This is a genomic window from Proteus genomosp. 6 (assembly GCF_040139785.1).
GTDB lineage: Bacteria > Pseudomonadota > Gammaproteobacteria > Enterobacterales > Enterobacteriaceae > Proteus.
In genome coordinates this window covers 20,430-47,377 of the sequence record NZ_JBEEVJ010000012.1, presented here as the reverse complement: position 1 = coordinate 47,377, position 26,948 = coordinate 20,430, and the positions used below count along the sequence as shown (strand labels likewise).

The following is a 26,948-nucleotide window of genomic DNA, read 5'->3' as shown; positions in this document are numbered from 1 at the left end:
GTATTATTTTTACTCACTTTTTTCTTTTATAAAGCACAATAACCTCTATTTACACCTTTATAGCAAAAGTGTATTCTTTACACCATCAAGCTAGTACATTGAGTCAATTTTATAAGGACATCCTATGTCAGAAGTCACATCAATAACAAAGCGCCCATCCATACTTGGTGGTGCAATGATCATTGCTGGCACCGCTGTGGGTGCAGGCATGTTTTCCATTCCTATTGTGACTTCCGGTGTCTGGTTTACCGGTTCTATTTTCCTTTTGATCTACACTTGGTTTTGTTTATTTATGTCGGGGTTAATGATTTTAGAAGTAAACCTTCATTATCCTTTAGGCTCAAGCTTTCATACCATTACCAAAGACTTATTAGGAAAAGGTTGGAGCACCATTAATGGACTATCTATTGCGTTTGTTCTTTATATTTTAACTTACGCTTATATTTCTGCGGGTAGCTCCATTATTGTGCAAAACTTTGCAAATGTGATAAGCGTCCCTCAAGCTATTGCTGGTTTAGTCTTTGCATTAATTGTTGCTTTCTTTGTTTGGTTATCAACACGCGCAGTGGATAGATTAAGCACCATTTTAATTGGTGGTATGGTAATTGCCTTTGTGTTAGCTATTGGCGGTCTATTTACGGAAGTAAAAATGCCAGTGTTATTTAACACTAACGAAAACAATGCAAGCTACTTGCCTTATGCTTTAGCCGCATTACCTTATTTACTGACCTCATTTGGTTATCACGGCAATATTCCAGGCTTAGTGACGTATTACCGTAAAGATGGTAAAGCTGTTATGAAAAGCTTGCTTATTGGTACATTGATTTCACTGGCAATTTATATTTTATGGCAGTTTGTTGTACAAGGTAATATTCCTCGCGAAGATTTCAAACAAGTAATTGCTGATGGTGGGAATATTGGTAACTTATTAGCACAAATGCGTTCAACAACCGCCAATGCCTCTGTATCAATGTTATTAGACTTTTTCTCTTATATGGCACTAGCAAGTTCATTCTTAGGAGTGTCATTAGGATTATTCGATTACTTAGCAGACTTTTTTAAGTTTTCAAATACAAGAAGTGGTCGATTTAAATCTGCATTAGTAACGTTTATACCACCGACTATTTTGGCAATTATTTTTCCTGATGGTTTCTTATATGCCATTGGTTTTGCAGGACTGGCAGCAACCATTTGGGCTGCGATTATTCCAGCATTAATGGCAAAAGCGAGTCGTGAACGTAATCAAAGTCAAAGCTTTAAAGCGCCCGGTGGTATGTTTATGATTGGATTCGTCATTTTGTTTGGTGTTATCAATGCCAGCGCACATATTTTAGCGAACTTTAATCTTCTGCCTATCTACCGTTAATTTCTTTTCTAAAAGCCTGTATCTAAAGCCAGCTCCACTTCAGCTGGCTTTGTTTTTTCATCAAATCTTATAAAAAAATGTGCGAATAACTTGCCAAGTTTCTGCACTGCGAGTAATTTTGTCGCCATTATCGTCAATGTTATTTAATGGAAGGTTTTATATGGCAAAAGCCAATGAAATTAAACGTGGTATGGCTGTTAGTTATAACAACAAGTTATTACTGGTAAAAGATATCGACATCCAAGCACCAAGTGCTCGTGGTGCAAGTACACTGTACAAAATGCGTTTTACTGATATCCGTACAGGCCAAAAAGTAGAAGAGCGTTTTAAAGGCGATGATATGATTGATACCATCAGCTTAACACGTCGTGCTGTGAGCTTTTCTTACATTGATGGTGATGAATATATCTTTATGGATAATGAAGATTACACACCGTATACCTTCAAAAAAGATCAAATTGAAGATGAATTACTGTTTATTCCTGAGGAAGGCTTAGCAGGAATGCAAGTATTAACAATGGATGGTCAAGTTTTAGCATTAGAACTGCCACAAACTGTTGATATGGAAATTGTTGAAACTGTTCCAGGTATTAAAGGCGCTTCTGCAAGTGCTCGTACTAAACCTGCAACATTGCCAACAGGGTTAGTTATTCAGGTTCCTGAATACCTTTCTACTGGCGATAAAGTTCGTATTCATATTGCTGAACGTCGCTATATGGGCCGAGCTGACTAATCAACAGTCAGAAACCCTACTCATTAGCGTATAGCTAATGTTGCTTTAAATAGGTCAGATAATCGTAAGAAACCCAATGTGACAAACGATTATTTGACTTGTTTATCTTTTGCAACCTACCTCTGTCTACCCACAGACACCTTAAAAATAGTGAACGTCAATAACACCATTCTTTTGGATATCATCCATCCAACGGATCTCAGCCTTGCCCATATCTTGAGGCAAAATAATAGTTTGTTGGGATTTATCAAAAGACGCAGGAACAATAGATTGAGTAGATGTAAACACTTTGTTGTGTTTGTAACATTGGTATTCAGCTTTATCAAATGTGAAATTCATCTCACATGCAGGATCCACAATCGCACCCCGCAGATAAATCTGCCCTGTTGTTTGCATGGGATCAGATGCCCAAGCTAATGATATCGAACTGGAAACGAGAAGACTGCATACTACGGTCAGATATTTTCTCATAACGACCTCACTTCTTGTTTGCGCTAGCAGGTATGAGGATCACACCTACCCGACATATTTTCATCATAGCAATAAAATATGACATTCATATAGACATAAGAGGAATATTTGATGTCTATCAAATATAAGTGTTCGATGTTTATAAATAAGAAATCAACGTTGATTAAACTTAAGTCAAATATTTTTAACTTTAATAACAATTCTATAAAAGCATTAAAATTTTATTTAATTAATACAATTATTTTTATTATTAGGTCTATGGGAAACTAATTATAAACAATGTTCATTACAGCTAAATTATCATTAATCCATTTAATATCCATAGAGCCTTTGTTGTTAATCAATTTAGAATTAAAGTGCTTATTCCTTTCTAACTGATATTGAGATTCTTGCATTTCAGTTCCATTCCAACAGCTTGTTTTAAAAGTGTTTTTCTCTGTATCCATTAGGCAATTGCCCTCAACAATTGCACCAACAAAAGTTATAGTTCCGGAACCAATGACTTTATTTTCCTTAGCAAAAGTAGGTGTACTTAATAATAAAGTTAAGCACGTAGCAGCAATACATAACTTATTCAAAACTAGCCTCCTATGATTATTGGGGTGTGTAAATTCCACAAGCCAATATGTTATTAAAGTCCTAACTAATATCGGCTTGTTACTTTATTTATTTAACTTTTATCTTTAATTAAAGAATAGAAAAAAATTATATAATACTCAAATTACGAGTATCAAGAAAAAATATTCTAAATTTGAGTTAAGTGAGTATGAAAAAATCCAACAGAAATGAAACTAAAGTATAACATTTACACAAACAGCAAATTGCAAAGATCTATTTTTTTATTTTGGTTATAGTTCTATAATTAAACTCAAACTTTTTGTGATCAAGATCACCAAACACACGCAAAATTTGTCATTTTATTATTATGAAACTTTCTTATTTTCACCAAAAAGCACTCGCTATTTTTCTACTTAATCTTGCAGGTCTAATTATTTTTTTCTCTTGGTATCTTCCAGCACAACATGGATTTTGGCTATCAATTGACACTCATATTTTTTATTTTTTTAATCAGCACATTTTACCTGATACTTTTTTTGCCTCTTTTGTGGCTTATACCAATAATAGGAAGTTTGATTTAGTTATTTTGCTGGCGATGGGTGCACTTTATTACAATACATTCCGTAAAAAAGATTATATGGGTAAACGCCATCTTGTCATTGTGGGATTAGTGATGGTAATAAGTGCAGTGCTGATTAATCAATTGGGACAAAATATTCCCATTGAAAGACCAAGCCCAACACTTCATTTTCAAGATGTGCATAGAGTGGGCGTTGTGACTGGTATTCCTACAAAAGATGCCTCAGGTGATAGCTTCCCTGGCGATCATGGTTTGATGCTACTTATCTTCTGTAGCTTTATATTACGTTATCTCTCGTTTCGTTCTTTCTTATGTGCTCTTCTTATTACTGTCGTATTTTCATTACCAAGAGTTATGGCCGGTGCACACTGGGCATCAGATATATTAGTTGGTTCTATTTCTTTAACTTTAATCACAACAAGTTGGTTATTAATTACACCATTATCAGATATTATTGTCAGACAATTAGAAAAATATCTTCCTTTTAAAAAATAAAAGGGAAAACACATTTAATTTATTAAAAGAGAATAAGTGTAATATTGCACTTATTCTTTTGGTCATTTTTTTGACAATTAAATGATATTATTATGACAAAATGAGATCTATTTTAAGTATTAGCACTTTATTATCTAATGTTTTGTAAATTAAGCTCCTTTTCTCTCGCCATTTAGCCCCTCTTTCTGTACACTTTTCTGGTTTCTTCATTATTTATTGTTTAATGTGGATATTTACGTGCTTTAGAGCACGTTTTTCGCGAAATAGGGTTGCCAGAGTTAAATTACACTATATTCTCTGGTTATTTGGTGAATAATTCATGTGCGCTTCTGCACGTAAGGATGTAAGGGAAATCTGTCACAATGAGAACAAAACCGTATATGAGAATGCTTAAGCTCATACCGGCGTTCATTGTTGTAGCTACGCTATCAGCATGTAGCTCACAGAACGCAAATTCACGCTTAGCGAATTCAAGCACTACCCCACTTAATACATCATCAAGCACATCTATTTCCCAAGCATCACAAGATGAATTTGAATCATTGGTGAAGAATCTCGATATAAAATCTAAGATACTTGACCAATATGCAGACTGGAAAGGCGTCGCTTATCGTTTAGGTGGAGATACTAAAAAAGGCATCGACTGTTCTGCCTTTGTACAAAGAACCTTTCTTGACCAATTCGGTGTAGAACTTCCTCGCTCGACCTCAGACCAGCAGTTCTCTGGTACCCAGGTTAATAAATCAAAATTACAAGCAGGCGATCTCGTTCTATTCAAAACAGGCCGTACTATGCGCCATGTTGGAATTTACATCGGTAATGATAAATTTGTACATGCATCCACCAGCAATGGTGTAACAGTGTCAGAAATGTCTAATGTCTACTGGAACAAACGTTTTTATGCAGCAAGACGTGTTATTGACAAAAATGACGCAGCGCTTGTTGAAAACAACCTTTCGCAAAATGTATTAAGATAATTAATTCCCTTATATCTTATTGCAATAAAAAAGCCTCATTAAAATAAATAATGAGGCTTTTTTTATATTCTTGGCCATGCTTAAACCGCACAGTAACTACATTGGTTTTATAACATTAACTAGGTGTTATAAATAAGAATATGCCGTTGGGAATGGCTCTGCAATAGCGACACCCGCGTTTTTTAAGCAACATAATGCAGCACATTCATCGTCGCTATGAAGGAAAAGGCAAGGAGCTCCATCCCACTCAATCACAACGCTATCAATATGGAGATTACTCAGATACTGACGCAAATTCTGTATTGCTTCATCCAGTGTCATACCATCATGACTTAATAATTTTAAGCCAATTAACGTATTTTGCTTTCCAGCATCATTTTCAGGCAGTATTTCTACTCTTGTGCCTGCAAAGCCTGCTAGCCACCGATAACTCAGCGGCAGCTTATGAACTACCGAAAGTTGTACATTATCCACAAATCAATCCTGTTTCATCAACACGTTAATTTAATACATCATCAATACGAGTTTGAACTGACTTGCTCACACGCATATTAGAACTTTGTTAATCATAGAACACAAATATTACAATTGCTTTACAAAAAAAGCGAAGAGACGTATCAAACCATTCTTTTAGCTTAGCGTTTGCAGATATTCATACCTACAATGCTTAATCTCTTCAATTATTCTTCCATTTATTTAACATTTTATCAACCATATAAAATAATTGCATAAAATATTACGCATTCATGTAAAACAATCCATCAATTTTTATCACGATACTTCATATCAACAAAACAATAATAGATGATTATTAAAATAAATTTTACTTAATTTAACAAAAAAACAACATCAGGTATTGATTCAAATCAAAAAATCACACTAATTTGAAACGATTCATGAAATACAGCAGAGGAAAATGTGGTGTTTTTAGAGGAAATAGAGACAGGAAAAGAGGAGCACGCTATAAATTTCTGTTATTTATAGCGTGATGTTCTTATTTATAACGACGAGCAAGCAAAATAAACCCCATAGCAAACAGTACACAGAATGCCATAGAGCTTACCATTGGCCATTCTGATTTTGCTGGTAGCATAGCAATAGCCGTTCCAACTAACGCACCAACACCAAAACGCACTGTTCCTGCGAGAGAAGAAACCGTTCCTGCCATATGGGGATAGTCATCAAGAATAACGGCCATAGCATTCGATGTGATCATTGCGATCCCGCCCACATACATTGCTACACCCACAACAAGGAAATAGAAATGTAAATTAAGAGCGACCACCAGCAATAAAAAGATCCCCATAATACATTGAATAGTTAATCCTAGGCGTAACATATTCAACGCACCAAATCGACGAACATATCGCCCATTAATGCTTGTCATCACAATTAAGAAGATGATATTAAAGCCAAAATATAATCCAAATTGATCAAAGGGAATACCATGCAATTCGATATAGACAAAAGGGCCAGCACTAAGAAATGAAAACATGCCAGCAAAAGAAAAACCTGAAGCCAAAATATAGCAAAGGACACGACGTGTTCTAAACAGACTAATAAATTGGCTAAATGTCACTCTTAAGCTAAAGCGTTGGCGACGCTCTTTTGGTAATGTTTCTGGAATATAAAAAGCAATTAATGCAGATGCAATCACGGCGGCTATCGCGATACTCCAGAAAATAGCATGCCATGAAAACCAATTCATCACCCAAGCACCTAATAGTGGCGCTAATAAAGGTGCGATAGTCATAACAAGTGCAACAAAAGACATACTTCTAGAGAAGTCATCTCTAGAGAACATATCTCTCATCAATGCATTAATAACAACACTTGCCGCAGCTGCTGCAAAACCATGTAAAAAGCGCATACCAATTAGCACATCTATTGATTCAGATAATGCACATGCACTAGAGGCAAAAGCAAAAACAATTACGCCGCCCAAAATGACAGGCTTACGTCCCAAGCTATCAGCCATAGGACCATAGACTAATTGCCCAATAGCAAAACCAAAAATATAGATACTTAATGTCATTTGTACTTTGCCACTTGGCACACCAAAATCTTGCGCAATAGTAGGTAAACTTGGCAAATACATATCTATAGCCAATGGCATAAGCATGGAAATAAGTCCCAGTATTAAAATGAGACTAAGGTACGACGAACGTTGCTGTTGCACGCAGATAAACTCCCAAAAACGACAGGATAAATAATAATTATTGAGGTAAGTGAATGCTGTTGATCTCTTCTTCTGTTAATGGACGATATTCGCCCTCAGCTAAAGTCTCATCTAATGTAATATCACCAATACGCTCACGATGTAATGCACTTACATGATTACCCACTGCTGCAAACATACGTTTTACTTGGTGGTATTTGCCTTCACTAATAGTAAGTTTGACTTCTGTTGGCGTAATAATTTCTAACGTGGCGGGTTTTGTTAGGTCTTTTTCACCGTTGAGTTGAACACCCTTTTGGAATTGTTCAGCAACACCCTCTCCAATCGGCTCTTCTAACGTAACCAGATAGGTTTTCTCACAATGATGTTTTGGTGCCGTAATACGATGTGACCATTGACCATTATCCGTTAATAAAACAAGTCCTGTTGTATCAATATCTAAACGCCCAGCAGCATGTAATTTATGAGCCAAAGGTTCATCAATAAAATAGAGGATAGTTGGATTAACTGGATCGTCTGTTGAACATACATAGCCAATTGGCTTATTCAACATAAAGTAGCGAGGCCCTAAAATTTGAGTTAAGACATTACCGTCGTAAGCTACTTCTTGCTCTGGTGCAATTTTGGTTGAACCGCTTTTCACCATTTCGCCATCAATTGTTACAAGCCCTGCTCTTAATTCACGAAGGATCAAGCTACGGCTAATACCCAATTGCTGGGATAAAAATTTATCTAATCGCATGAATTTCTCTGAAAAATGGAAGAATACCATCTGATATGAGGTATCTATTAAAAATGAATATTAACAATAAAACAACTAATTAATTTATAAATAAACTATCACGCTCTTTACTCCCCCCCTTATTCGCGCTACCTATAAAAAAATGTTACGCTGACGCCCCGTTTGATTTCTTATGCAGAGTTATGGCTTTTACACTCAGACCTTATCAACTTGACGCTGTTAACGCGACAATCTCTTATTTTCGCCAACACAATACACCTGCGGTAATTGTATTACCTACTGGCGCAGGGAAAAGTTTAGTGATTGCAGAACTCGCTAAAAGAGCACGCGGACGTGTATTGGTGTTAGCACACGTAAAAGAGTTAGTAGAACAGAACCATAGCAAATATGAGGCTTATGGTCTATCTGCAGATATTTTTGCTGCTGGCTTACAACAAAAAGAGAGTAGCAGGAAAGTTGTTTTTGGTAGTGTGCAATCTGTTGCCCGTAATTTATCGCGGTTTAGTGATACTTTTTCTCTTCTTATTATTGATGAATGCCATCGCATTAGTTTGTCTGAAGATAGCCAATATCAGCAAGTCATTAAACAATTGCAATCCATTAATCCACAATTACGTATCTTAGGATTAACTGCAACACCTTATCGTTTACCTACGGGTTGGATTTATCAATATCATTATCACGGTATGATCAGAGGCGATGAAAACTGCTTTTTCCGCGATTGTATCTATGAATTGCCTTTACGCTATATGATAAGCAATCATTTTTTAGTTCCACCAACTCGCCTAGATATGCCTATATTGCAATACGACTTTAGCCAAGTAAGAACAAGTCAAAATGGGATATTTAATGAAGAAGATCTAAACCGTGAAATAAAGAGACAAAAACGTATTACGCCTCATATTGTCGCTCAAATTATTGAATATGCGCAAAATTGCCGAGGAGTAATGATATTTGCGGCGACAGTTGAACATGCAAAAGAGATCCTTTCTCTTTTACCACAAGATGAAGCAGCATTAGTCAGTGCGGATACCCCCTCTTATGAACGTGATGATCTTATTTCCCGTTTTAAACAGCAACAATTACGTTATATGGTCAATGTTGCCGTACTAACAACAGGTTTTGATGCACCTCATGTTGATTTAATTGCTATCTTACGCCCCACTGAGTCTGTGAGTTTATACCAGCAAATTGTAGGACGGGGATTAAGATTATTTGCAGGAAAAACAGAATGCCTGATTTTAGATTATGCAGGTAATCCTCATGATCTCTATCTACCCGAAGTTGGTACTAAAAAACCCAATCCAAATAGTCAGCCGGTACAAGTTTTTTGTCCTATTTGCCAATTTGCCAATACCTTTTGGGGAATTGTAGATGCTGATGGGGATATCATTGAACACTATGGTCGCCGTTGCCAAGGTTGGGAACTCAATGAACAAGGGCAAAAACAGCAATGTGAATTTCGTTTCCGCTTTAAATTGTGTCCTCATTGTAATGAAGAAAATGATATTGCAGCACGTCGCTGTGTTCATTGCGATGAGATCTTGGTTGATCCTGATGATATGCTCAAAGCGGCATTAAAACTCAAAGGGGCATTAGTTCTACGCTGTGGTGGAATGCAATTTAAGTCAGGAAATGATGTTAAAGGTGAATGGTTAGAAATTAATTATTACGATGAAGAAGGCACGTCTGTCTCTGAACGTTTTCGATTAACCACCCCAGCTCAACGAAAAGTATTTGAATTAAAATTTTTACGTGAACATCAACGCGCACCAGGTGTTCCTTTTGTTTGGCATGATGCCAACGACATTATTAAACAGTTTGATTTGTTACGTCACCCCGACTTTATTGTCGCCCATAAAGGTAAAAAAGAGCGCTTCTGGAAGATAAGAAATAAGATTTTTGACTATGCAGGCCGCTACCGAAAAGCAGATACCTTATATTAATCTGGATTTATATTTGCTGTTAGAGGACTTTTTCGTTAAAATGCGCCCCGCTTTATCTATTTTTAGATAAACCAAATCTCGAGCTTGTTGCTGGGTCGCCTGTAACAAGTATGTATTTTCTTTCTTTTTTATAAGAGAAAAAAGATGTTAACTATCAAAGCAACTGTACGTAAAGAGCAGGGTAAGGGTGCGAGCCGCCGCCTGCGTGTGGCTAACCGTTTTCCTGCTATCGTTTATGGCGGAAATGAAGAGCCAATCGCTATCGATTTAGATCACAACGAAGTTATCAACCAAGAGCACAAATCAGAATTCTATTCAGATTTCGTAAACCTGGTTATCGATGGCAAAGAAACTAAAGTTAAAGTTAAAGCAGTGCAACGTCACGAGTATAAACCAAAAATTACTCATATCGACTTCCTGCGCGCTTAATAAGCCACCCTTCGAGCTTTATTTTTCGGGACGCCGAGCATATAACGCCACTTAATGTGGCGTTATTTGTTTCTACTATTTAATTATTTTTCTGATGCTCTACGTTGTAGCTGATCACGTAAATTAGGCGGTGTACCTTTAATGGTGAGCGTATCTGTTGCTGGATCCCAGAATATTCTCTCCCCTAATAATTTCGCATCAAAATTCACTGTTAATCCACCACCACTTCCTGAGTACTTCATCAGTTGACGTAACGTACTGCGATCTGCGGGGAATGTTTCAGCTAACTCATAGCCTTTTTCTTCAGTAAATTGAGCAAAGTTTTGATCACCCAAAGACGGTAATTCTTCGGCAAGCTCTGTTAAGGCAATTTCTTCGCCCGATTGTAATTGCTCGTTACAATAGCTATATACTTGCTCACGACAAGTTTGACGCTCTTGCTTGCCCATTTCTGAGGCTTCACAAAAATCGTCAACCGCTTGTAATAAGCCTTTATTTTGAACTTTAGCGTTTAAACCTTCTTGAGCACCTAAAAAGTCCATAAAGAAGTCAGAGACTTTACGTCCAACACGACCTTTTAAAAACGTTAAATAACGTAAAGAGTCGGGCGCCGTTTCCCATTCAGTTAAATCGATACGAGCAATAATGTCTGCATGAGGAATATCTAAATAGCGCGTTGATGACACATCAAGGCTGTCATTTACCCACATACTGTTACAACTACTAAGTACAGCAATTAAAAGGTAATCCACCGCTAAATAGCGATAGTGGCAAAATAGAACGGTGCCACCTTCTGCAAAAGGATATTTTGCTAATTCATCTTTTAGTCTCACGGTTGCTGCTCGTGAAAAACCTAAAAAGTTTTCTTCGCCTTTACGCTGTAAGCGCAGCGCTTCTGCTAATTCACTTTCTTCATTAAACAGACCATAAGCTTTACTTTTTGCACTGTATACACGATGCAACTCTTCAATCATCTCCTGAACAACGGGTTCAATTTCTAAGAGTGAATCACGTAGCACAACTTCTAATGTCTGCTCATCTCGCTTAATAAGTTGATGCAAAACTAATTGGTTAATATCTAGACTCATGGTCGTCCTCTTCTATTGCGTCTCTTTCTCGTGCGCGTATTCAAACACTCCCTACTTTCAGTATCAAGGGAAAATTAATTAATTTAATAGCGGAAAAAGACCTAGTAATACGGTAATATATAGCGTTTTATTCATTTAGTAGGAATTCAGATTTTATGCCACAAAAATCCCGTTATAGTGATGAACAAGTTGAGCAATTACTTGCAGAACTTGTCAGCGTTCTTGAAAAACATCATACTCCTACAGATCTTTCTTTGATGGTGTTGGGGAACATGGTGACAAACTTAATCAATACAAGTATTGCCCCTGCTCAACGAATGCTGATTGCTGATTCTTTTGTTCACGCATTGCGTGCTTCAATTGATGAAGGCAATATTCACTAATAAACATAGAAAAATTATTTATAGACATGGTAACGAGACCTCAGTCCTATCGTGAAAAAGTATCCCAAATGATCAGTTGGGGTCACTGGTTTGCGCTATTTAATATTATTCTAAGCTTACTGCTTGGGAGCCGTTACCTGTTTATTTCTGATTGGCCTGCAACTTTTGCTGGTCGTTTTTACGCTATTGTGAGTTGGATGGGACATTTTAGTTTTATTGTCTTTGCTATCTATATACTCATCCTTTTCCCTCTCACCTTCGTAGCGGTTTCTCAACGGCTACTTAGAGTCATTTCCTGTGCCCTTGCCAGTGCTGGATTGACTATCCTTATTTTTGATATCGCTGTTTACCAGCAATTTCAACTCCATTTGACTCAACTTGTTTGGGATCTCGTGATTAATCCAGATGAAGGTGAAATGGCGCGTGAATGGCAACTTATCTTTATTGGCATTCCCATCATCTTTCTTATTGAAATGCTTTTTGCAACGTGGAGTTGGCAAAAATTACGCAGCTTAAATCGCCAACGTTGGGGTAAACCATTAGCGGGTGTCTTTATTACTTGCTTTATATTATCTCACTCTATGTCAATTTGGGCTGATGCTAACTTCTATCGCCCAATCACCATGCAACGAGCTAATTTACCGCTATCGTATCCAATGACGGCGCGTAAATTCCTTGAACGTCATGGTTTTATTAATCAATCAGAATATGAGCAACGTGTTATCAGTGAGGGTAACCCAGCAGCACAAGGGATCACCTATCCTCTTGCTCCATTAATCTATGCCAAGAATACCTATTCTTATAACTTGCTGGTGGTTGTCATCGATGGTTTAGGTAACGAAGAAGTGCCTGAATTACCAAGCCTGCAACAGTTCGCAAAAAATAATCTTTATTTTTCAAGGCATTACTCATCAGGCATTAATAATGACACTGCATTATTTGGCCTATTTTATGGTATTTCACCTTCTTATTTAGACAGTGTATTAAGTAGCAGAAAAAACTCTGCACTTTTCGATGCGCTAAGTTATCGGAACTACCAATTAGCAATGTTTTCAACTAATGGTTTCCAAACGCCACTGTTTAAACAAGCTGTGCTATCAGATTTCTCCCTCCCAACATCACGCAGTGGTGATAACAATGCCACAATTGATAGTTGGAGCAATTGGCTGGTCAAAAACAGCCAAACAACCCCTTGGTTCTCTTTCTTACAAATTAATGGTCACACCAATAATGCGTCTCAACGCACCACATTAAATGATCAACTTGAGACAATATTTAAGACATTACAAGAAACCAAAGTGCTAGATAATACTGTTGTAGTTGTCACTTCTAGCTATCATCAAGACAACAATAAGAAGCAGATTAATCAATGGCTTTCAAATAAGACCACCTTTAATTTAAGCCAGTCACAAGTGCCATTGATGATACATTGGCCAAATATGACGCCACAGGTTATTGATCGAATGACAAGCCATCAAGATATTATGACAACCTTAATGCAGCATGTTTTACATGTCATAAGCCCAGCTGATAACTATTCACAAGGTGAAGATTTATTCGCAAGCACCCGTAATCATCCATGGATTTTTACAGGTGATGAAGAGGCATTTGTCGTCTTTTTACAAGATAATACTTTGTTGATAGATAAGAATGGCCGGTATGCTTTATTTGATAAATCAGGACAAGAGATCAGCTCTGCAAAACCTGATTTAAAATTATTACTGCAAGTTCTGGCTGAGCAGAAGCGTTTTATTGAACGCTAGCACTATTAAGTGACGTATAAAATTACGTCACTTAATTAGCAAAGGGTTGCTTTAGCAGTCAAAAACAGTAATATACAGAGCACAAACGGCATGTAGCGCAGCCTGGTAGCGCACTGTCATGGGGTGTCAGGGGTCGTAGGTTCAAATCCTATCATGCCGACCAAAATTCCTTAGAAAAACCAACCGCTTATGGTTGGTTTTTTTATGCCTGAAATTTGCCACTGGTAAAACTCTGGTAAAACGACGACAAATCATCTCTCAAAATCACCCTTTCTTTAGCTCATAAAATTGCCCTTTTCTCCTTGCTATTCTATTCGTTACCTTATATAAATTACTGTATAAAAATACAGTAAAATAGGTGATACCATGATTAAACTCGAAATCAATAATGCGGAATATATTGCTCAGTTAGAAGAGGCTCGTTTATCTGCAGATAACCCGTATGGCTATCTGTTTATGGATATTATCTTTTCTGATCCAAAGTTTGATGAGAATACATTTGAAATGAAGAATGTTAAGCGAGAACCGATGAGAACCTATATGACGGAGGATGTGGCTAGGGATTTGCTTGAGCAATTGGAGCGATTTTTATATAGTAAAAATACTGTGTATAATTTTTAAAAAGATAAATATTCAGTTAAACACAATTAATTTATATAAAGATTTATTTTGGAATACAGCAATGGATAGTTATGACTACACTAGTTACAGATTTTTAAAGCAATGTTTATCTGTCGAAGTGATTAAATCCAATGATAAAAAGTTTTCATGGCGTAGAGCCATGTTAAGAAGTTATAAGTGCCATGATAGGCGTTTTATTTTTTGGTGGAGGATTGCCAGTTTCTTACATCATAAAACTCATTCAAAACTCGCAAATTATATAAATCGAAAGATATCTTTAAAATATGGAGCTGAAATTAATTTAAATGCAAAAATAAAACCAGGGATATCATTTGCCCATTTATCTGGCGTCATTATCACAGGTCTAGCTACAATTGGTGAAAACTGTCACATTAGACAAAACACTACAATAGGTGTTGGTGGTTCTCGATATTCTGAAATCAAAAATAAGAGATTCATTATTATTGGTGATAACGTTGAAATCGGTGCCCATTCATGCATTATTGGTAATACACTTACCATTGGTAATAATGTTATCATTGGTGCTATGTCTTTTATAAACAAAAATATTCCAGATAATTGCACTTGTTATACAAAAAAAGAAAACATACTAATTACCAATAACGCATAACTTATTATAAGAAAGATGATACTCCATAGAAAAGCATCATCTTTCTAAATTGAATAAATTTAGTTTTAATCAAATATAGTTTCTTAATCGTCAGTGTGGTTGCAACAATATGTATTCTTGTTCCATTCTCTGTTGTTTTCATTCTAGTCCATTTATCACCATTATTTATAGTGACAAGAAGATTATCCGCAGGTATACGGATCTCTGTTAATCCAATGTCATTCCTATCCGATAACATATATAAAGAACGGCCTCGAACACCATAATGACCTTAACTGAATTTCCTTCATTTAAGGCACCGTTATAAATCTCACCAACCCAATTTTTAGGTATGTATCGACTATCGCTCTCAGCTTTTGTGTAACTACTCCCCGCAGTTGCATAACTCCCTTTAGGCTGATACTTATTATCTGACTCTGATTTTGAATAACTGTAACCGGATGGTGTGTAGTTACCTAACGGTTGAAAACGTTGATCTGATTCTGTTTTAGAATAAGCGCCTACATCACCTGCTGTGGCATCGGCTTTTAACTCTGCCCATGCATTGCCGGCAACCGGCTCAATATTGTTATTCTCAACTTTAGACTGCCAGACTTTATTTTTATGGTACACAATGGCGCATATCGCATACGGCTTACCAACTTCATCCCATTTTGGAAAACCAAAGGATTGAATTTCACCAATCGCTTCTGTGATATCGTGAAATATCCCGTTCATTTTTTCTAGTTCAATATTTTTTGTAGCAAGACCTATGACTTGGTCACGTTCATAGTCGTAACCATATCCTTGTGTATAGGATTACCAGCACGAAAATCACTGCCTTTGTGGTTAGCAATATCAAACTCGTCAGAATTACATTTAACTGCAATGCCGTTCTCAAACTTGTTATCTAACTCGCTTTTAGAAAATAACACACGATATTTATCGGACATCATATTCGCTGAACATCGGTGTTCATATCACTAACGAGATCTGATAAATACGATAATGCACCAACACACATATTTAGGTATTTACCAAAGAAATAGGCTAGCAAATAGCGAGAAACAATATCAGACTTACCATGCTAAGGTGGCGCACTTAAGATTAACTTAGGGCGCTTACCATCCATCATGTCTAACAAAAATTGCTCTAACGCATTACACACCGTTTCTGAAAAGTGGCTTGTAATATATTCCGGGTTTATATACTGAATAAATTCATGCAAACTACGCCTAGCTATCTCTCTCCTGACCTCTTCAGCAAACAAGTCGAAATTGACATTCATAGAGATACCTAAAGTAATAAAACAGCCCTTTCACTACCACATAATAATGAAATGAAAAATGAGTTTTCAATAATAAATTAGCTACAAATAAAAAAGCCTAAATTCAATATTTAAAGATATAGACCCAATTATATTCAGAAATCGAGATTTACACTGTTATAAAAGGATCTTCCCCTATTATGGTGGATAGTACATAATATATTTTTAAACACTACACAGCCCTTTATGCTCTTTCTCTTCTAATTAGATGGAAGTTCTTATGAGTGTACCGCAAACAAAAGTTGAACTACTTTTAGCTATTGATAAAAATTTCAATAAATTAATTAGTTATCTTGATGCAATCCCGATAGAAACTACTTCGGAGCGCTCAATGGATGGGCACGCCAAAGGAACCAAGATGAGTGTTCGTGATCTTGTTTCGTATTTGCTCGGATGGAATTCTCTTGTTGTAAAATGGATCACATCTGATGCCAAAGGTTTACCTATCGATTTTCCAGACACTGGTTATAAATGGAACCAACTTGGTCTTCTTGCTCAAAAATTTTACTCAGATTACAGTGAGTTAAATTATGACTCGTTAATAGCTGAACTTCGGGCTGTAAAAAATGAAATTGTGGCACTTATTGATGAGCGAACTGATGATATTTTGTATGGTAAACCATGGTACACAAAATGGACGATGGGTCGAATGATCTCATTTAACACATCTTCACCTTATGCCAACGCTAATGGGAGATTAAAAAAGTGGGCAAGAAATAATAATATCAATTTAAAGTAAGTATTAGCGTCAAAATTACACGCAGTATTTAAGAACAGATTGCCCTTATAACTATAAGGAAGGTTTTCTCTAATTATGATTAAGCACTAATACTCAACATTCACGCCCATGATCTTATCTATCGTCTCATTTTACACTTTCTCCTCAAATCGATATATAATAAATTATATATCGATAACAAAATAAAAAGTTGGAAAAGCAATGAAGTTATTTATGTTCTACATTGGTGGTAATGCCGGTAAGTCAAATATTGAAGTTCACGATATCCAATTTGTTGTGGCAGAAAAACCTACAGATGCTTGGCCTGCGTTAAGAGAAGCATGGTTTGGAGATAAAGACAAAGTACATATTGATGGTTATGCAGAAATCACTTGGGTTGATGGGTTTAATATCACTCTTAGTGATAAACCTAGCGATAGTAACGATAATTTATATTTTGTTAATGTGGGAGGCTATCATCCATCAAATCTAGCTGAATTGCATGAATTTGATTTATTTGTTGCTAAATCAGCGAATGAAGCTAAAGAGAAGGCTATTGCGACCCTTTTAGTAAATAGTCTGCAACAACATAAAGACAATTTAAAAGATGTTGATGATTGCACTTTATTAAGCAAAATCGGTAATTTTTACATTCATCTAATACCAAATAATTCGGGTGAACATTTCAAACCTTTATGGCAAGGTTATCAACCTATTGGTATTGAAAAGACTCAATAATAATTTTTACTGCGCTGTTATTTTTCAGCGTAGTAAATTTCATAAGTTACGCAATCATCAACTTGTTTTTAAAAATATATCAATTTAAAAAATATTGATATCTACATTTAAAATGATCCCATATTACTTGCTTATTATTGCTATTATTTAAAATTCATTAATTTCTTAAAATAAAAACCTTTTTTAGTTTTTGGGAATTTATTTCCATAATATATTTTTCGCTCATAATCTCGGCCAGCATAGTGATTATCACCATAAAATTGACCATATAATGCAGTTTTAGGGCACACTTCGTCAGAAAAAAATCTATGATTATTATCCACTTCAATTTTCCTTCTTTAAATTAAACTTAAGACCTCTTGAAATTAATTATAAATATTTATCATTTATAATTTTTAGTAGTTATTTAATACCTACCATACTACTTTTATAAAATAGATCCAGTTTATAATAAAGTTATTATTTAAATTAAAGGAAAAACATAATTAGACAAAATAAAAATTGAGTGTATGCTATATATCAGACACTCAATAATTAAATACTTATTATTTATTATCTATTTTTCTATTTGCTATTCCAAAAGGAATATGGACAGAAGGTAATTCAGATGATGATTTTAAATGCAGTTTTTGATCATCAAAGAATATATGAGGTTTTAGAATTCTCAAAACATTGGCTTTCTCTACTCCCCCCATAAAAAAGGCTTCATTAACAGAAATTCCCCACGTTCTCATCGTATTAATAACACGTTTATGAGATGGTGCATTACGCGCAGTAACAATAGAGATCTTAAGCAATGGAATATATGTAGGATCTTGTTTTACTTTTTCTAATTCTAATTTTTGAATATCAGAAATACGCAATAAAAATTTCTTTAATGGTCCAGGGTTATGAGGAACATCAACCATTTTAGCTTCATGCTTGTGAAATTGAGACAACTCCCCTGAAGTTTTATAAATAACTTCTGCTTCATCATCAGCGATCACACCATCAAAGTCGAACGCAATTCTTAATTCATCGGCATCATCATCATTAACATGGCCTTCTAATATCTGTCCTGCTGGATAATTTGCATTAATTGCTTGTAAAACATCATCATGATCAGCAGATAAAAATAACTCAATATCAAATGCTGGAATATAAATATGAGGTGATTTTCCTTGAAGAAATACGGCTCGGGTGATCCCTAGATTATAATGTTCAATAGAATTCATCACTCTTAATCCAGTATCGGGATCATTTCTAGATAACAAAATAACTTCAACGAGTGGATCGTCAGGTCTAATATTATTTAGCTTCAAAAGCCGGCTAATAAAAGGAAATGCAACACCTTTATTTAGAGGTACATCCTGCATTTTATGTTGATATTTTCGATAAGCTTCCTCTCCTTGTGTGCGAAAAATATTATCTGATTCTTCTAAATCAAATAATGCACTAGAGGAAAGCCCTATGACTAATCGCTTCGTTAAATCATATGCCATCGCCAAAATCCTCTGTTAGTTCCTTTTATTATTCATAATATCACTCTTTTAAGAGAGCAAAGATAAGAAAGCTTATACAAAGAAGTAGATAAAATCGTAGTATTTACCTGAACATAAGCACTTTGCCATCAAATCACACGCTATAAATAATATTGATTATCATTTGCATTTAAATAATATCCTTATTATTGTTATGACTACAATTCATAAGGAGAAAATTCATGGTTAAGAAAACGATACATTTACGCTCTCAACATTTTAAAGATTTAGTCAATAAAATGAAAAAAATGAATGCTGTTAAGAATACGATAAACACTAAATCAGAAAGTAGTGATCTTGTTGTTATTAATAATAAAATTCTAACTTTAGTTTCTATAAAGTAAGATAATTTATTGACTTTTAGTGTGAATAAATAATAACCGCAACTTTCTTAGGGTTGACACATTAAATGATAATGATTATCTTTTACCTCGTGAATAGTTGAGTATTTTGCTCAGTTTCTCACAACGACATTGCTCACATTGCTTCTAGTATTTATTGACCAACTCTCCTAGCGTTGGTCTTTTTTTTATCTGTATTATTCCATAACCCATTTAACCCTAAATGGAGAACATACTTTCCTTCAAAATACTATTATCTTGTTAAAACTAAAATAGCTTATAGTGAATCTAACGCAAGATAGTAATATTGTATTTGGTTATCACTATCTAAAAAGGATCATGAAATCACCACGTTATAATTAAACCATATCATCAATAGGGATTTTAAATTATGGGTTTTATTTCCACCATCATTGGAAAAAATGAAGAGCTAACAGCAGAGCAGCAATGGGAACAACTTAATAAAAAATATGCAGATAATCCTATCGAGCGTATCCGTAAGAAATTAGTACTAGCAACTAGTATTGATCATGAATATAAGGAGTTTGGTGCTGACAATCATAAATATCAACTAAGCTCTCCACTCTCAATAGAGAAAGTTAACCAGCTACAAGCAAAGGCTGGATGTGAATTTCCCGAAGATTATATCGCCTTTGTAACTCAAATTGGCAATGGTGGTACGGGCTCTTATGGTGGTGCAGGCCCTTACTATGGCCTATATGCTTTTGATGACGCAATAGATAGAAATGGTGTACAAAATTGTGCATTACCCTGCTTACTTAAACCTAAAATGAATATTGATGAGTGGAAAGCACTTTGTCATGTCCCCGAAGACTGTAGTGATGAAGACTTTGATATTATTTGCGATAGAGTTCATCAAGGTACACTTTATTTAGGTACTTGTGGATGTGAATACGATCTTTTATTAGTGGTCAATGGTAAATATAAAGGTCATATTTTATATACATCTGATTGGGTTAATTCAGATACTCCTTACATATTTTCCTATGAAACTTCATTTACACAGTGGTACGAACGTTGGTTAGATGAAGTGATTTTAGGCTATGATACAAGCTGGTTTGGTCATCGAATGGGAGGTAATGAAGAAACGTTACTTCATTTTGCCAAAAATAATAAAGATATTACGAAAAAAATTAGTGCTATCAACTCATTAACTAAGTTACCTGAATTATCCAACAGCAGTTTATATTTTCTAGAACAACAACTGCAAACTGAAGATATTGAGTTATATAAAGTTTCGTTAAATGTTTTAGCCTCTTATTTTAAAGAACAAGCATTGCCCTATATTCAGCAAGCTTTAGTTGCTCCATTTGATGAAAAAACAGACATTGTTATTCCTATTATTTACTTTAAATATAGAGATCAATGTTCTCTTTTCAAAGATAACCTTTTCCCAATTCTTAAAGTAACGAATAGCGAAGATACATTGCGTTTTATCGGTTACTCTTTGGCCGAATTAAAAGCTGTTTTAGTTGAAGATTTCCAACCCTTCTTTACTCACTCAAGCGTAGAAATAATAAGAAGTGCAATTTATGCAGCTTCTCATGATATTAATTTAAAAGATAAAACATCAGCATTTTATGAACTCGCAATCTCTGAAAATGAAGAGATCTGCTTAGGTGCAATTCAGGCATTATCGAGCTCAAATTACATCGATAGTGAGTTGTTACCTTATTTACAACAAGCTTGGAAAATGTATCCCAAAGAAAAAAATCCTTATATACGCAACAATATCTCTTCTTATATTGCGAAGGCATATCAGAACAATGAAATTGATGTAACAAAATGGTAACTAACAGATAAATATACATTTTTCTTTAATTTTTTTAAATAGACAATAATAAAATCTTATTATTGTCTATTTTTAATTCCAATCTCATTATAAATAAGCATATTGTTATTCTAACCAACGAAGTAAATTATCAAAATTTTCAACTAAATGTATGTAAACTTTATAGTTAAACCAAGATGGTTTTAGTTTATATCATTTAGCCTCACTGTTAAGTGAAAATTAAAATTAAATAAAATCAAATAATTAAATAGAAAAAATCAAAAAAAATTTATTTTTTCAGAAAATTATTTCAATTCTGCACTTTATTCTTATTATTTCTTTTTAAAGTTTGTTACAGATTGATATCTTTTTTTCCCTTACTATTGGTTTCAGTATTTCATCACTGATAGATATTTAATTTTTCCCCCGCCTCGTGCGGGGATTTTTTTATCTCAATTATCCTCTTAAGATGCTCAATCGCTAAACTCTCACTATTTTCAAACTAAACGTGCTTTCCTGTTTTTTCCCCATAGCGCAAACATATTATGCCTGTTATATTTTTTGCAATGGACAATTACCTATAATTTGCTTCCCTTCAATATCAAGTTCTATCTTATCTATTTAAAAGCCATCGAATAAAGATAGTTTTTTATTCTTAATAACCATTTCTTTGTAATGCTTTGACAAATATTTTTGAACTCTGAAATTACTCATTTTATAAGTTTTCTATTTTAACGACAAAATGTATCACTAAAAAATTAAGTAACTTAACTAATATCAAAAAAAGTTAACTTATTAACAAAAATAATCAAAAATAAATTTTACCCTTAAATTTCAAGCAATTACATAAATAACAATCAATTTATATTAATGATTATGTGCTGAGAAAATCATAAATTCATTCATAAATCTTTATTTACCTGTCATTAACTATCAAGATTTTTTACAGATTGATATATTTTTTTCCTCTAATATTTCTTCCATCAACTCGATACGAAAAGATATTTATTCATCGTACACAGAAAAACAAATCAAGAATTAACCAAAGAAAGAATATTTGAGGAATATAAAATGAAAAAGAATTTTATTATCGGAACTTGTTTAGCACTTTTATTATCAGCTCCAACTATGGCAAATAATAATAAAGTAATCGGTTCAGGAACAATTACATTTACAGGTTCAATTGTAGAGGGGAATTGTATGACCGACTCAGTAGGAAATACTTTTAAAGCAAATTGTTGGAATGGAACTGAAATGGAAGAAACTTTACATAAAATCGAACCCAATAAAATGTTTAATGCTCAATTAGGTGAAAATAAAGGTTCAATGAGCATAAATTGGATCAAAGAAAATGTAGGAATAATGGATATCGTATACAATTAATATAGTAAGTTTAAAATCCTATATTTTTAATAAACATTAGATTCTATCAAATAGAAATAATATTTATTATTAAATAACGAGTATATATTTTCCAAGAGTTAGAATTCATTATTATATAAATGGTATTCTCTATTATGGTTATAATATATTAGGCAGATATAGTTTATTTCTATATCTGCTAACTCTGTTTTAACTTATTTATAAAAATTTTTATCTTCTTATCTTTGCTTTGTATCCCCTATCTTTATCTTCCAAATCCATACAAATATTGGGGTTGACAACTCAAATGATAATGATTATCTTTTACCTTGTGAATAGTTGAGTATTTTACTTGGTTTTTCACAACGACATTGCTCACATTGCTTCCAGTATTTACTGTGACCAACACATCATGTGTTGGTCTTTTTTTATATAATATATTCATAATTAATTATAAAAACTGGCTTCACCTGCTGGTCGAGTTTTAAAACGGCGGTGAGCCCATAAATATTGATCTGGTGCTCGCATAATTTCAGTTTCAATCAACTTATTCATTCTATCTGTGTCATTTTGAATATCTTCAGAAGGATAATTAATCAATTCTTTACCAATGATTAAACTGTATTTTTTACCTTTCTGATTTTCATTTCTGACCAAAGTAACAGTTAAAGAAGGTGCCCCTGATAGTTTTGCTAATATAGCAACTCCTTTTGAAGTTGATGTTTTTTCAACAGAAAAGAATGGAGAAAATGTTGTACCTTTTAAACCAAAATCTTGGTCAGGAGCAAACCAAATTGCCTTCCCTTTTTTTAACTCCATAACCATAAACTTTAAGTTGCGTCTATCTATCATGCCCTTATCTGAACGACATCTTGCTTTAGTTTGAATAAACTCCATCGCTTTATTATTATGTGGTCTATACATCGCATTCACAGGAAAACAAAGCCCCATAATGCGCCCACCCAGCTCTAGAGACATAGAGTGTATACCAATTAATAAAATTCCAGCTTTTTTATCATTTGCATCAGTAAAATTGGAGATCCCTTGTACTTCAAAGAGATTTTTTAATCGGCGGTCACTCCAAAACCACGCCATGCCCGTTTCAAATAATGCGACACCTAGTGACGATAAATTATCCATAACAAGCTTGTTAATTTCATTTTCATCTTTATTAGGAAAACATAATTCTAAATTTTTCTTTATGATCGAGACTCTTCTTTTGACAAAGAAACGAGATAACAACCCAAGATGTTTACCTAAAAAAAGTAACCAAGCATAAGGAAGTTGTACTAATAAAAAAAGAATAAAGACACCAAACCAAGTTAAGATATATTTTGGATGTAATAGATGCAATGAGAAAACATTTTTAGCGTACACAAGTTTGTCCTTTAGGAACTAAAAAGCATTTAAGCCATATTAAATTAGACAGCAATTGTTTAAGATAAGTCACTAAATATTAATTTAATTTTATCTTAAATTATTTTTATGATTTATCTGATATTTTTTATTCTAATAAAGTTTTTTTCTTTCTTTTGATTGAGAAGACAATGTCTTAATGCCTTTATTTTGCCATTATAAGAATTAATTTCTCCATTAATTTATTTATCTGTAAAAATTATTAGGCATTAAAGTAAATAACTTTATAGAATTTTAAATAATTTACATTAAATACTTACATAACTTTAATAAAACTATTTTTTATACGCTTTAATAAATATACTTCAAATTTAAATAATACTATAAATTGATATAAAAAAACCCCACCGAAGTGAGGTTTTTTAGATCTTACTTGTATCCATATTGCATTAAGCAATATATACAGTAAATTACAGAGCGATTACGTTCGCTGCTGCTGGGCCTTTAGCGCCATTTTCGATAGAAAATGAAACTTCTTGACCTTCTTTCAGAGATTTGAAGCTATCGCTTTGGATCGCTGAAAAGTGTACGAATACGTCTTTGCTACCGTCTTTAGGAGTGATAAAGCCAAAACCTTTATCATCGTTAAACCATTTTACTGTACCAGTCATTGTATTAGACATAAGATTTCCTTTAATTAATTATTTTGCCATAAGGCATTGTTTGCGGTTTGATTTCGGATTTTTACTTATGGTCACTATTTGAAGGAATTCGCAACGAAGAGGTATCAGGGATAACGCTAAACGGTGAACTACTTAAAACTGCACTAACATAAATAGGTCTGTACTTCCAAACCAGTGACGCTATTAAGTCATATAATTCGTTTTATAGCAAATTATTTTCATCTTTATTTTAAAAAAACTTTTCACCCGTCAAATTAGAAAATAATTATAAGATAAAAATAATTATCTATTTTACCTATCTCATTATTTTAATTTAAGAACATAAATAAAAAAGTAGATACTGTTATTTTTTTAAGATAACCAGTATCTACTCTATCATTAATGTACTACATCACCTTAATCAGCTAGTTCTAATAAAATTTCTTCTGTTTTCGTCCATAGAAGTGAACCGCCTTCTTCTGGCCATAAATGCCGCTCAGCATTAGGAAAACGTTGAAATAATAAATCCCCAAAGTCTGGAGAATGAACTGTACTGGTATCTTTCATACCATACCATAAGGTTGTTGGTGTCTTTATTTCTTCAGGTGAAAATCCCCAAGGTTGCATAGTAATCAGCAAATCTTGAGTATATCCATCATTGCCTTGTTTAAAGGCTTTTACCATACATTCTTGATAAACTGGGAGAAAATCAATTGATTTATAAATAGCCAAATCAACATCGGCACTGTAATTTAGAATAAAATCCATTAACCACTTGGCTGTTATATTTTGCTTAATCCAACTAGTTAACGAATCTGGTGATCCAACAGCTTGACGTTGCATATTAACAACATCATCTGTTAGCTTATTTTGTGTATCTAGATAGTCAAATTGATCTTGTCCTGCGACAATAAGTAATTTATCAACATGACAATAAACACAAAGAGCCATAGCAAAAACAGCACCTTGTGAAAACCCCATTACATTAATATTTTTAATACGAAGATGATCTAATAAAAATAAAATATCTTTAGAAAAAGATTTTAACGACTTTTGAGGATCAAAGGTGGAATCGCCTAATCCAGGGCGAGTGGGTGTAATCAACCGAATATTAAGCTTATTTAAAAGGTCAACTTCGACTCCTAATAAACCACTCATACCTGCACCGGTACAAAATAATACTGGCTTACCTTGCTCTGGACCTGATTCATACCACGTTAAAATTCTATTATCTGGCAATGATACATTATATTTTCTTGAGTTTTTAATTTTCATTAAATTTTGTCTTTTATTAATTTTTGATAACACATTACCTGCCAATTTGCACAGCAATGTCTATTTTTAAGTTTTGCTTTTAAAAATTAATGTTGAGACTAGCTAAGGGTAAGATTTCATATAAACTCGCAATAAATTTTGTTTCGTTGCAGATAAGTGGATAAACCTAAATTTATTTTTCGTTTTAAAAAAAATAAAAATGAGTAGATTTCATACTACTCTCTATTAGTATAATCAAATTAGCCGTAATAGGTAAGAGTCCTACCATTGATCACCACAGCGAAAATCACAATAAGACTATCTTTATAACTGATTTATTTCCTATGACCAATTTATTTGTGTGATAAAAAGTGCGTTATTATTTTATCGATACTAATCGTTTTTATTTTCAATTTTTACTATATTTATTTAATCTTTTTCTTATAAAAAAAGAGAACAATAAAATTGTTCTCTTTTTATTTATGACTCATTTCTACGTTAATTTACTAATTTACAAGTACGTCCTTTATCTTCAGCAACACGTCCATTAACTGCATCATCTTCTGAAATCGTTGCTAAATTAAACTCACCTTTGCCTTTACCCCAAATTTGGAAATTTTCACCAACATAACGAGCACCACTAGCCGCAATAGCTTCTTTTAAAACAATAATTTCATCGCTGTAATACATAACAGCTAGCTGTTCAGTAGGGAAAGAAACCCTGATTTTTTGGCCTTCACAGTTATAAGTATCCGTTTTAGCTGCCAAAGCAGGAGCTGTTATTAATGAAGAAACTAATGCAATAGCAGAAATAGAAAACAACTTATTCATTTACATCTCCTAAAATAACCAAGTAAGACTTTGCTAATGAATTTAGGCTAGGCTTTATCTTTTAAATATAAAATAGGATACCTCCGCATTTTTTTAAGACTAAAAA

General features: G+C 34.0%; 27 protein-coding genes, 1 tRNA gene and 2 pseudogenes. 16 read left to right on the top strand and 14 right to left on the bottom strand.

The genetic code is table 11. From position 1 onward, the window contains the following. The first annotated feature begins 124 nt into the window (after nt 1-124). Nucleotides 125-1,366 carry a tryptophan permease gene (gene mtr, locus ABN212_RS14600; protein ID WP_196533110.1) on the top strand — a complete coding sequence of 414 codons (1,242 nt, stop codon included), beginning with the start codon at nt 125-127 and terminating at the stop codon, nt 1,364-1,366. A 160-nt stretch (nt 1,367-1,526) separates the two neighbouring features. Continuing rightward, on the top strand, nt 1,527-2,099 hold the full coding sequence (gene yeiP, locus ABN212_RS14595) for an elongation factor P-like protein YeiP (protein WP_088493223.1): 573 nt from the start codon (nt 1,527-1,529) through the stop codon (nt 2,097-2,099). 141 nt (nt 2,100-2,240) lie between these two features. Here the strand turns inward: yeiP and ABN212_RS14590 are convergent, their stop codons facing one another. Together ABN212_RS14590 and ABN212_RS14585 are read right to left on the bottom strand one after the other, a co-directional pair. Beyond that, nucleotides 2,241-2,570, bottom strand: a complete 330-nt coding sequence (locus tag ABN212_RS14590; RefSeq protein WP_198620664.1) for a hypothetical protein — start codon at nt 2,568-2,570, stop codon at nt 2,241-2,243. A 266-nt stretch (nt 2,571-2,836) separates the two neighbouring features. Then, nucleotides 2,837-3,148 (bottom strand): hypothetical protein, encoded by a 312-nt coding sequence (locus ABN212_RS14585; RefSeq protein ID WP_109372856.1) that lies wholly within the window; start codon nt 3,146-3,148, stop codon nt 2,837-2,839. 347 nt (nt 3,149-3,495) lie between these two features. Here ABN212_RS14585 and ABN212_RS14580 point away from each other — a divergent pair, with 347 nt between their 5' ends. Together ABN212_RS14580 and mepS are read left to right on the top strand one after the other, a co-directional pair. Then, on the top strand, nt 3,496-4,203 hold the full coding sequence (locus ABN212_RS14580) for a phosphatase PAP2 family protein (RefSeq protein WP_196533108.1): 708 nt from the start codon (nt 3,496-3,498) through the stop codon (nt 4,201-4,203). A 362-nt stretch (nt 4,204-4,565) separates the two neighbouring features. After that, nucleotides 4,566-5,180 carry a bifunctional murein DD-endopeptidase/murein LD-carboxypeptidase gene (mepS, locus tag ABN212_RS14575; protein WP_100157924.1) on the top strand — a complete coding sequence of 205 codons (615 nt, stop codon included), beginning with the start codon at nt 4,566-4,568 and terminating at the stop codon, nt 5,178-5,180. 126 nt (nt 5,181-5,306) lie between these two features. Here the strand turns inward: mepS and ABN212_RS14570 are convergent, their stop codons facing one another. From ABN212_RS14570 to rsuA, 3 genes are all read right to left on the bottom strand, one after another. Then, on the bottom strand, nt 5,307-5,654 hold the full coding sequence (locus tag ABN212_RS14570) for a YejG family protein (RefSeq protein ID WP_072062745.1): 348 nt from the start codon (nt 5,652-5,654) through the stop codon (nt 5,307-5,309). Nucleotides 5,655-6,174: 520 nt separating this feature from the next. Then, nucleotides 6,175-7,359 (bottom strand): Bcr/CflA family multidrug efflux MFS transporter, encoded by a 1,185-nt coding sequence (locus tag ABN212_RS14565; protein WP_332872280.1) that lies wholly within the window; start codon nt 7,357-7,359, stop codon nt 6,175-6,177. A gap of 37 nt (nt 7,360-7,396) precedes the next feature. Next, a complete protein-coding gene (gene rsuA, locus ABN212_RS14560; RefSeq protein WP_100157926.1) occupies nt 7,397-8,101 on the bottom strand; it encodes a 16S rRNA pseudouridine(516) synthase RsuA in 705 nt (234 codons plus the stop codon). Between the two features lie 182 nt (nt 8,102-8,283). On the opposite strand from rsuA, the gene ABN212_RS14555 reads away from it, so the two are divergent. Both ABN212_RS14555 and rplY read left to right on the top strand, forming a co-directional pair. Then, entirely contained in the window at nt 8,284-10,047 is a 1,764-nt protein-coding gene (locus tag ABN212_RS14555; protein ID WP_349443344.1) for a DEAD/DEAH box helicase, read from the top strand. Nucleotides 10,048-10,191: 144 nt separating this feature from the next. Then, nucleotides 10,192-10,476, top strand: a complete 285-nt coding sequence (rplY, locus tag ABN212_RS14550) for a 50S ribosomal protein L25 (RefSeq protein WP_023581385.1) — start codon at nt 10,192-10,194, stop codon at nt 10,474-10,476. Nucleotides 10,477-10,559: 83 nt separating this feature from the next. On the opposite strand, the gene yejK is transcribed toward rplY, so the two are convergent. Next, entirely contained in the window at nt 10,560-11,564 is a 1,005-nt protein-coding gene (gene yejK, locus ABN212_RS14545; protein WP_099074944.1) for a nucleoid-associated protein YejK, read from the bottom strand. Between the two features lie 155 nt (nt 11,565-11,719). On the opposite strand from yejK, the gene ABN212_RS14540 reads away from it, so the two are divergent. From ABN212_RS14540 to ABN212_RS14520, 5 genes are all read left to right on the top strand, one after another. After that, a complete protein-coding gene (locus ABN212_RS14540) occupies nt 11,720-11,947 on the top strand; it encodes a YejL family protein (RefSeq protein ID WP_004247042.1) in 228 nt (75 codons plus the stop codon). A 26-nt stretch (nt 11,948-11,973) separates the two neighbouring features. Beyond that, nucleotides 11,974-13,710: an LPS biosynthesis-modulating metalloenzyme YejM gene (yejM, locus tag ABN212_RS14535; RefSeq protein ID WP_349443343.1), complete on the top strand. Its 1,737-nt coding sequence runs from the start codon at nt 11,974-11,976 to the stop codon at nt 13,708-13,710. Between the two features lie 86 nt (nt 13,711-13,796). After that, nucleotides 13,797-13,873 (top strand) — tRNA-Pro (locus tag ABN212_RS14530). A 203-nt stretch (nt 13,874-14,076) separates the two neighbouring features. Further along, complete coding sequence (locus tag ABN212_RS14525; RefSeq protein WP_198629762.1) at nt 14,077-14,331, top strand: hypothetical protein; 255 nt, start codon at nt 14,077-14,079, stop codon at nt 14,329-14,331. Between the two features lie 61 nt (nt 14,332-14,392). Next, nucleotides 14,393-14,962: a serine acetyltransferase gene (locus tag ABN212_RS14520; protein ID WP_198629761.1), complete on the top strand. Its 570-nt coding sequence runs from the start codon at nt 14,393-14,395 to the stop codon at nt 14,960-14,962. A 324-nt stretch (nt 14,963-15,286) separates the two neighbouring features. Here the strand turns inward: ABN212_RS14520 and ABN212_RS14515 are convergent. Together ABN212_RS14515 and ABN212_RS14510 are read right to left on the bottom strand one after the other, a co-directional pair. After that, nucleotides 15,287-15,760: pseudogene (locus tag ABN212_RS14515) on the bottom strand (hypothetical protein); the annotation flags it as partial. 2 nt (nt 15,761-15,762) lie between these two features. Then, nucleotides 15,763-16,229, bottom strand: a pseudogene (locus tag ABN212_RS14510) (phage terminase large subunit); the annotation flags it as partial. A 259-nt stretch (nt 16,230-16,488) separates the two neighbouring features. Between ABN212_RS14510 and ABN212_RS14505 the strand changes: the two are divergent. Together ABN212_RS14505 and ABN212_RS14500 are read left to right on the top strand one after the other, a co-directional pair. Beyond that, nucleotides 16,489-17,007, top strand: a complete 519-nt coding sequence (locus tag ABN212_RS14505) for a ClbS/DfsB family four-helix bundle protein (protein ID WP_198620672.1) — start codon at nt 16,489-16,491, stop codon at nt 17,005-17,007. 201 nt (nt 17,008-17,208) lie between these two features. Continuing rightward, nucleotides 17,209-17,724 carry a DUF1543 domain-containing protein gene (locus ABN212_RS14500; protein WP_198620673.1) on the top strand — a complete coding sequence of 172 codons (516 nt, stop codon included), beginning with the start codon at nt 17,209-17,211 and terminating at the stop codon, nt 17,722-17,724. A 143-nt stretch (nt 17,725-17,867) separates the two neighbouring features. Here ABN212_RS14500 and ABN212_RS14495 read toward each other — a convergent pair whose 3' ends face one another. Continuing rightward, nucleotides 17,868-18,047, bottom strand: a complete 180-nt coding sequence (locus ABN212_RS14495; RefSeq protein WP_088493237.1) for a hypothetical protein — start codon at nt 18,045-18,047, stop codon at nt 17,868-17,870. 222 nt (nt 18,048-18,269) lie between these two features. Then, entirely contained in the window at nt 18,270-19,205 is a 936-nt protein-coding gene (locus ABN212_RS14490; protein WP_198626523.1) for a 5'-nucleotidase, read from the bottom strand. Nucleotides 19,206-19,426: 221 nt separating this feature from the next. On the opposite strand from ABN212_RS14490, the gene ABN212_RS14485 reads away from it, so the two are divergent. From ABN212_RS14485 to ABN212_RS14475, 3 genes are all read left to right on the top strand, one after another. After that, nucleotides 19,427-19,588: a hypothetical protein gene (locus ABN212_RS14485; RefSeq protein ID WP_349443342.1), complete on the top strand. Its 162-nt coding sequence runs from the start codon at nt 19,427-19,429 to the stop codon at nt 19,586-19,588. A 388-nt stretch (nt 19,589-19,976) separates the two neighbouring features. Further along, complete coding sequence (locus ABN212_RS14480) at nt 19,977-21,398, top strand: SMI1/KNR4 family protein (protein ID WP_198620677.1); 1,422 nt, start codon at nt 19,977-19,979, stop codon at nt 21,396-21,398. Nucleotides 21,399-22,448: 1,050 nt separating this feature from the next. Continuing rightward, the gene (locus ABN212_RS14475) at nt 22,449-22,760 is read left to right on the top strand and encodes a hypothetical protein (RefSeq protein ID WP_196533092.1); all 312 of its coding nucleotides are present in this window, start codon (nt 22,449-22,451) and stop codon (nt 22,758-22,760) included. A 426-nt stretch (nt 22,761-23,186) separates the two neighbouring features. On the opposite strand, the gene lpxL is transcribed toward ABN212_RS14475, so the two are convergent. From lpxL to ABN212_RS14455, 4 genes are all read right to left on the bottom strand, one after another. Continuing rightward, complete coding sequence (gene lpxL / locus ABN212_RS14470) at nt 23,187-24,116, bottom strand: LpxL/LpxP family Kdo(2)-lipid IV(A) lauroyl/palmitoleoyl acyltransferase (protein ID WP_196533091.1); 930 nt, start codon at nt 24,114-24,116, stop codon at nt 23,187-23,189. A gap of 449 nt (nt 24,117-24,565) precedes the next feature. After that, nucleotides 24,566-24,778 (bottom strand): transcription antiterminator/RNA stability regulator CspE, encoded by a 213-nt coding sequence (gene cspE, locus ABN212_RS14465; protein ID WP_006537332.1) that lies wholly within the window; start codon nt 24,776-24,778, stop codon nt 24,566-24,568. A gap of 396 nt (nt 24,779-25,174) precedes the next feature. Next, a complete protein-coding gene (locus tag ABN212_RS14460) occupies nt 25,175-26,032 on the bottom strand; it encodes an alpha/beta fold hydrolase (RefSeq protein ID WP_198620693.1) in 858 nt (285 codons plus the stop codon). A gap of 477 nt (nt 26,033-26,509) precedes the next feature. After that, nucleotides 26,510-26,842 (bottom strand): MliC family protein, encoded by a 333-nt coding sequence (locus ABN212_RS14455; protein ID WP_349443341.1) that lies wholly within the window; start codon nt 26,840-26,842, stop codon nt 26,510-26,512. Nucleotides 26,843-26,948 lie beyond the last annotated feature (106 nt).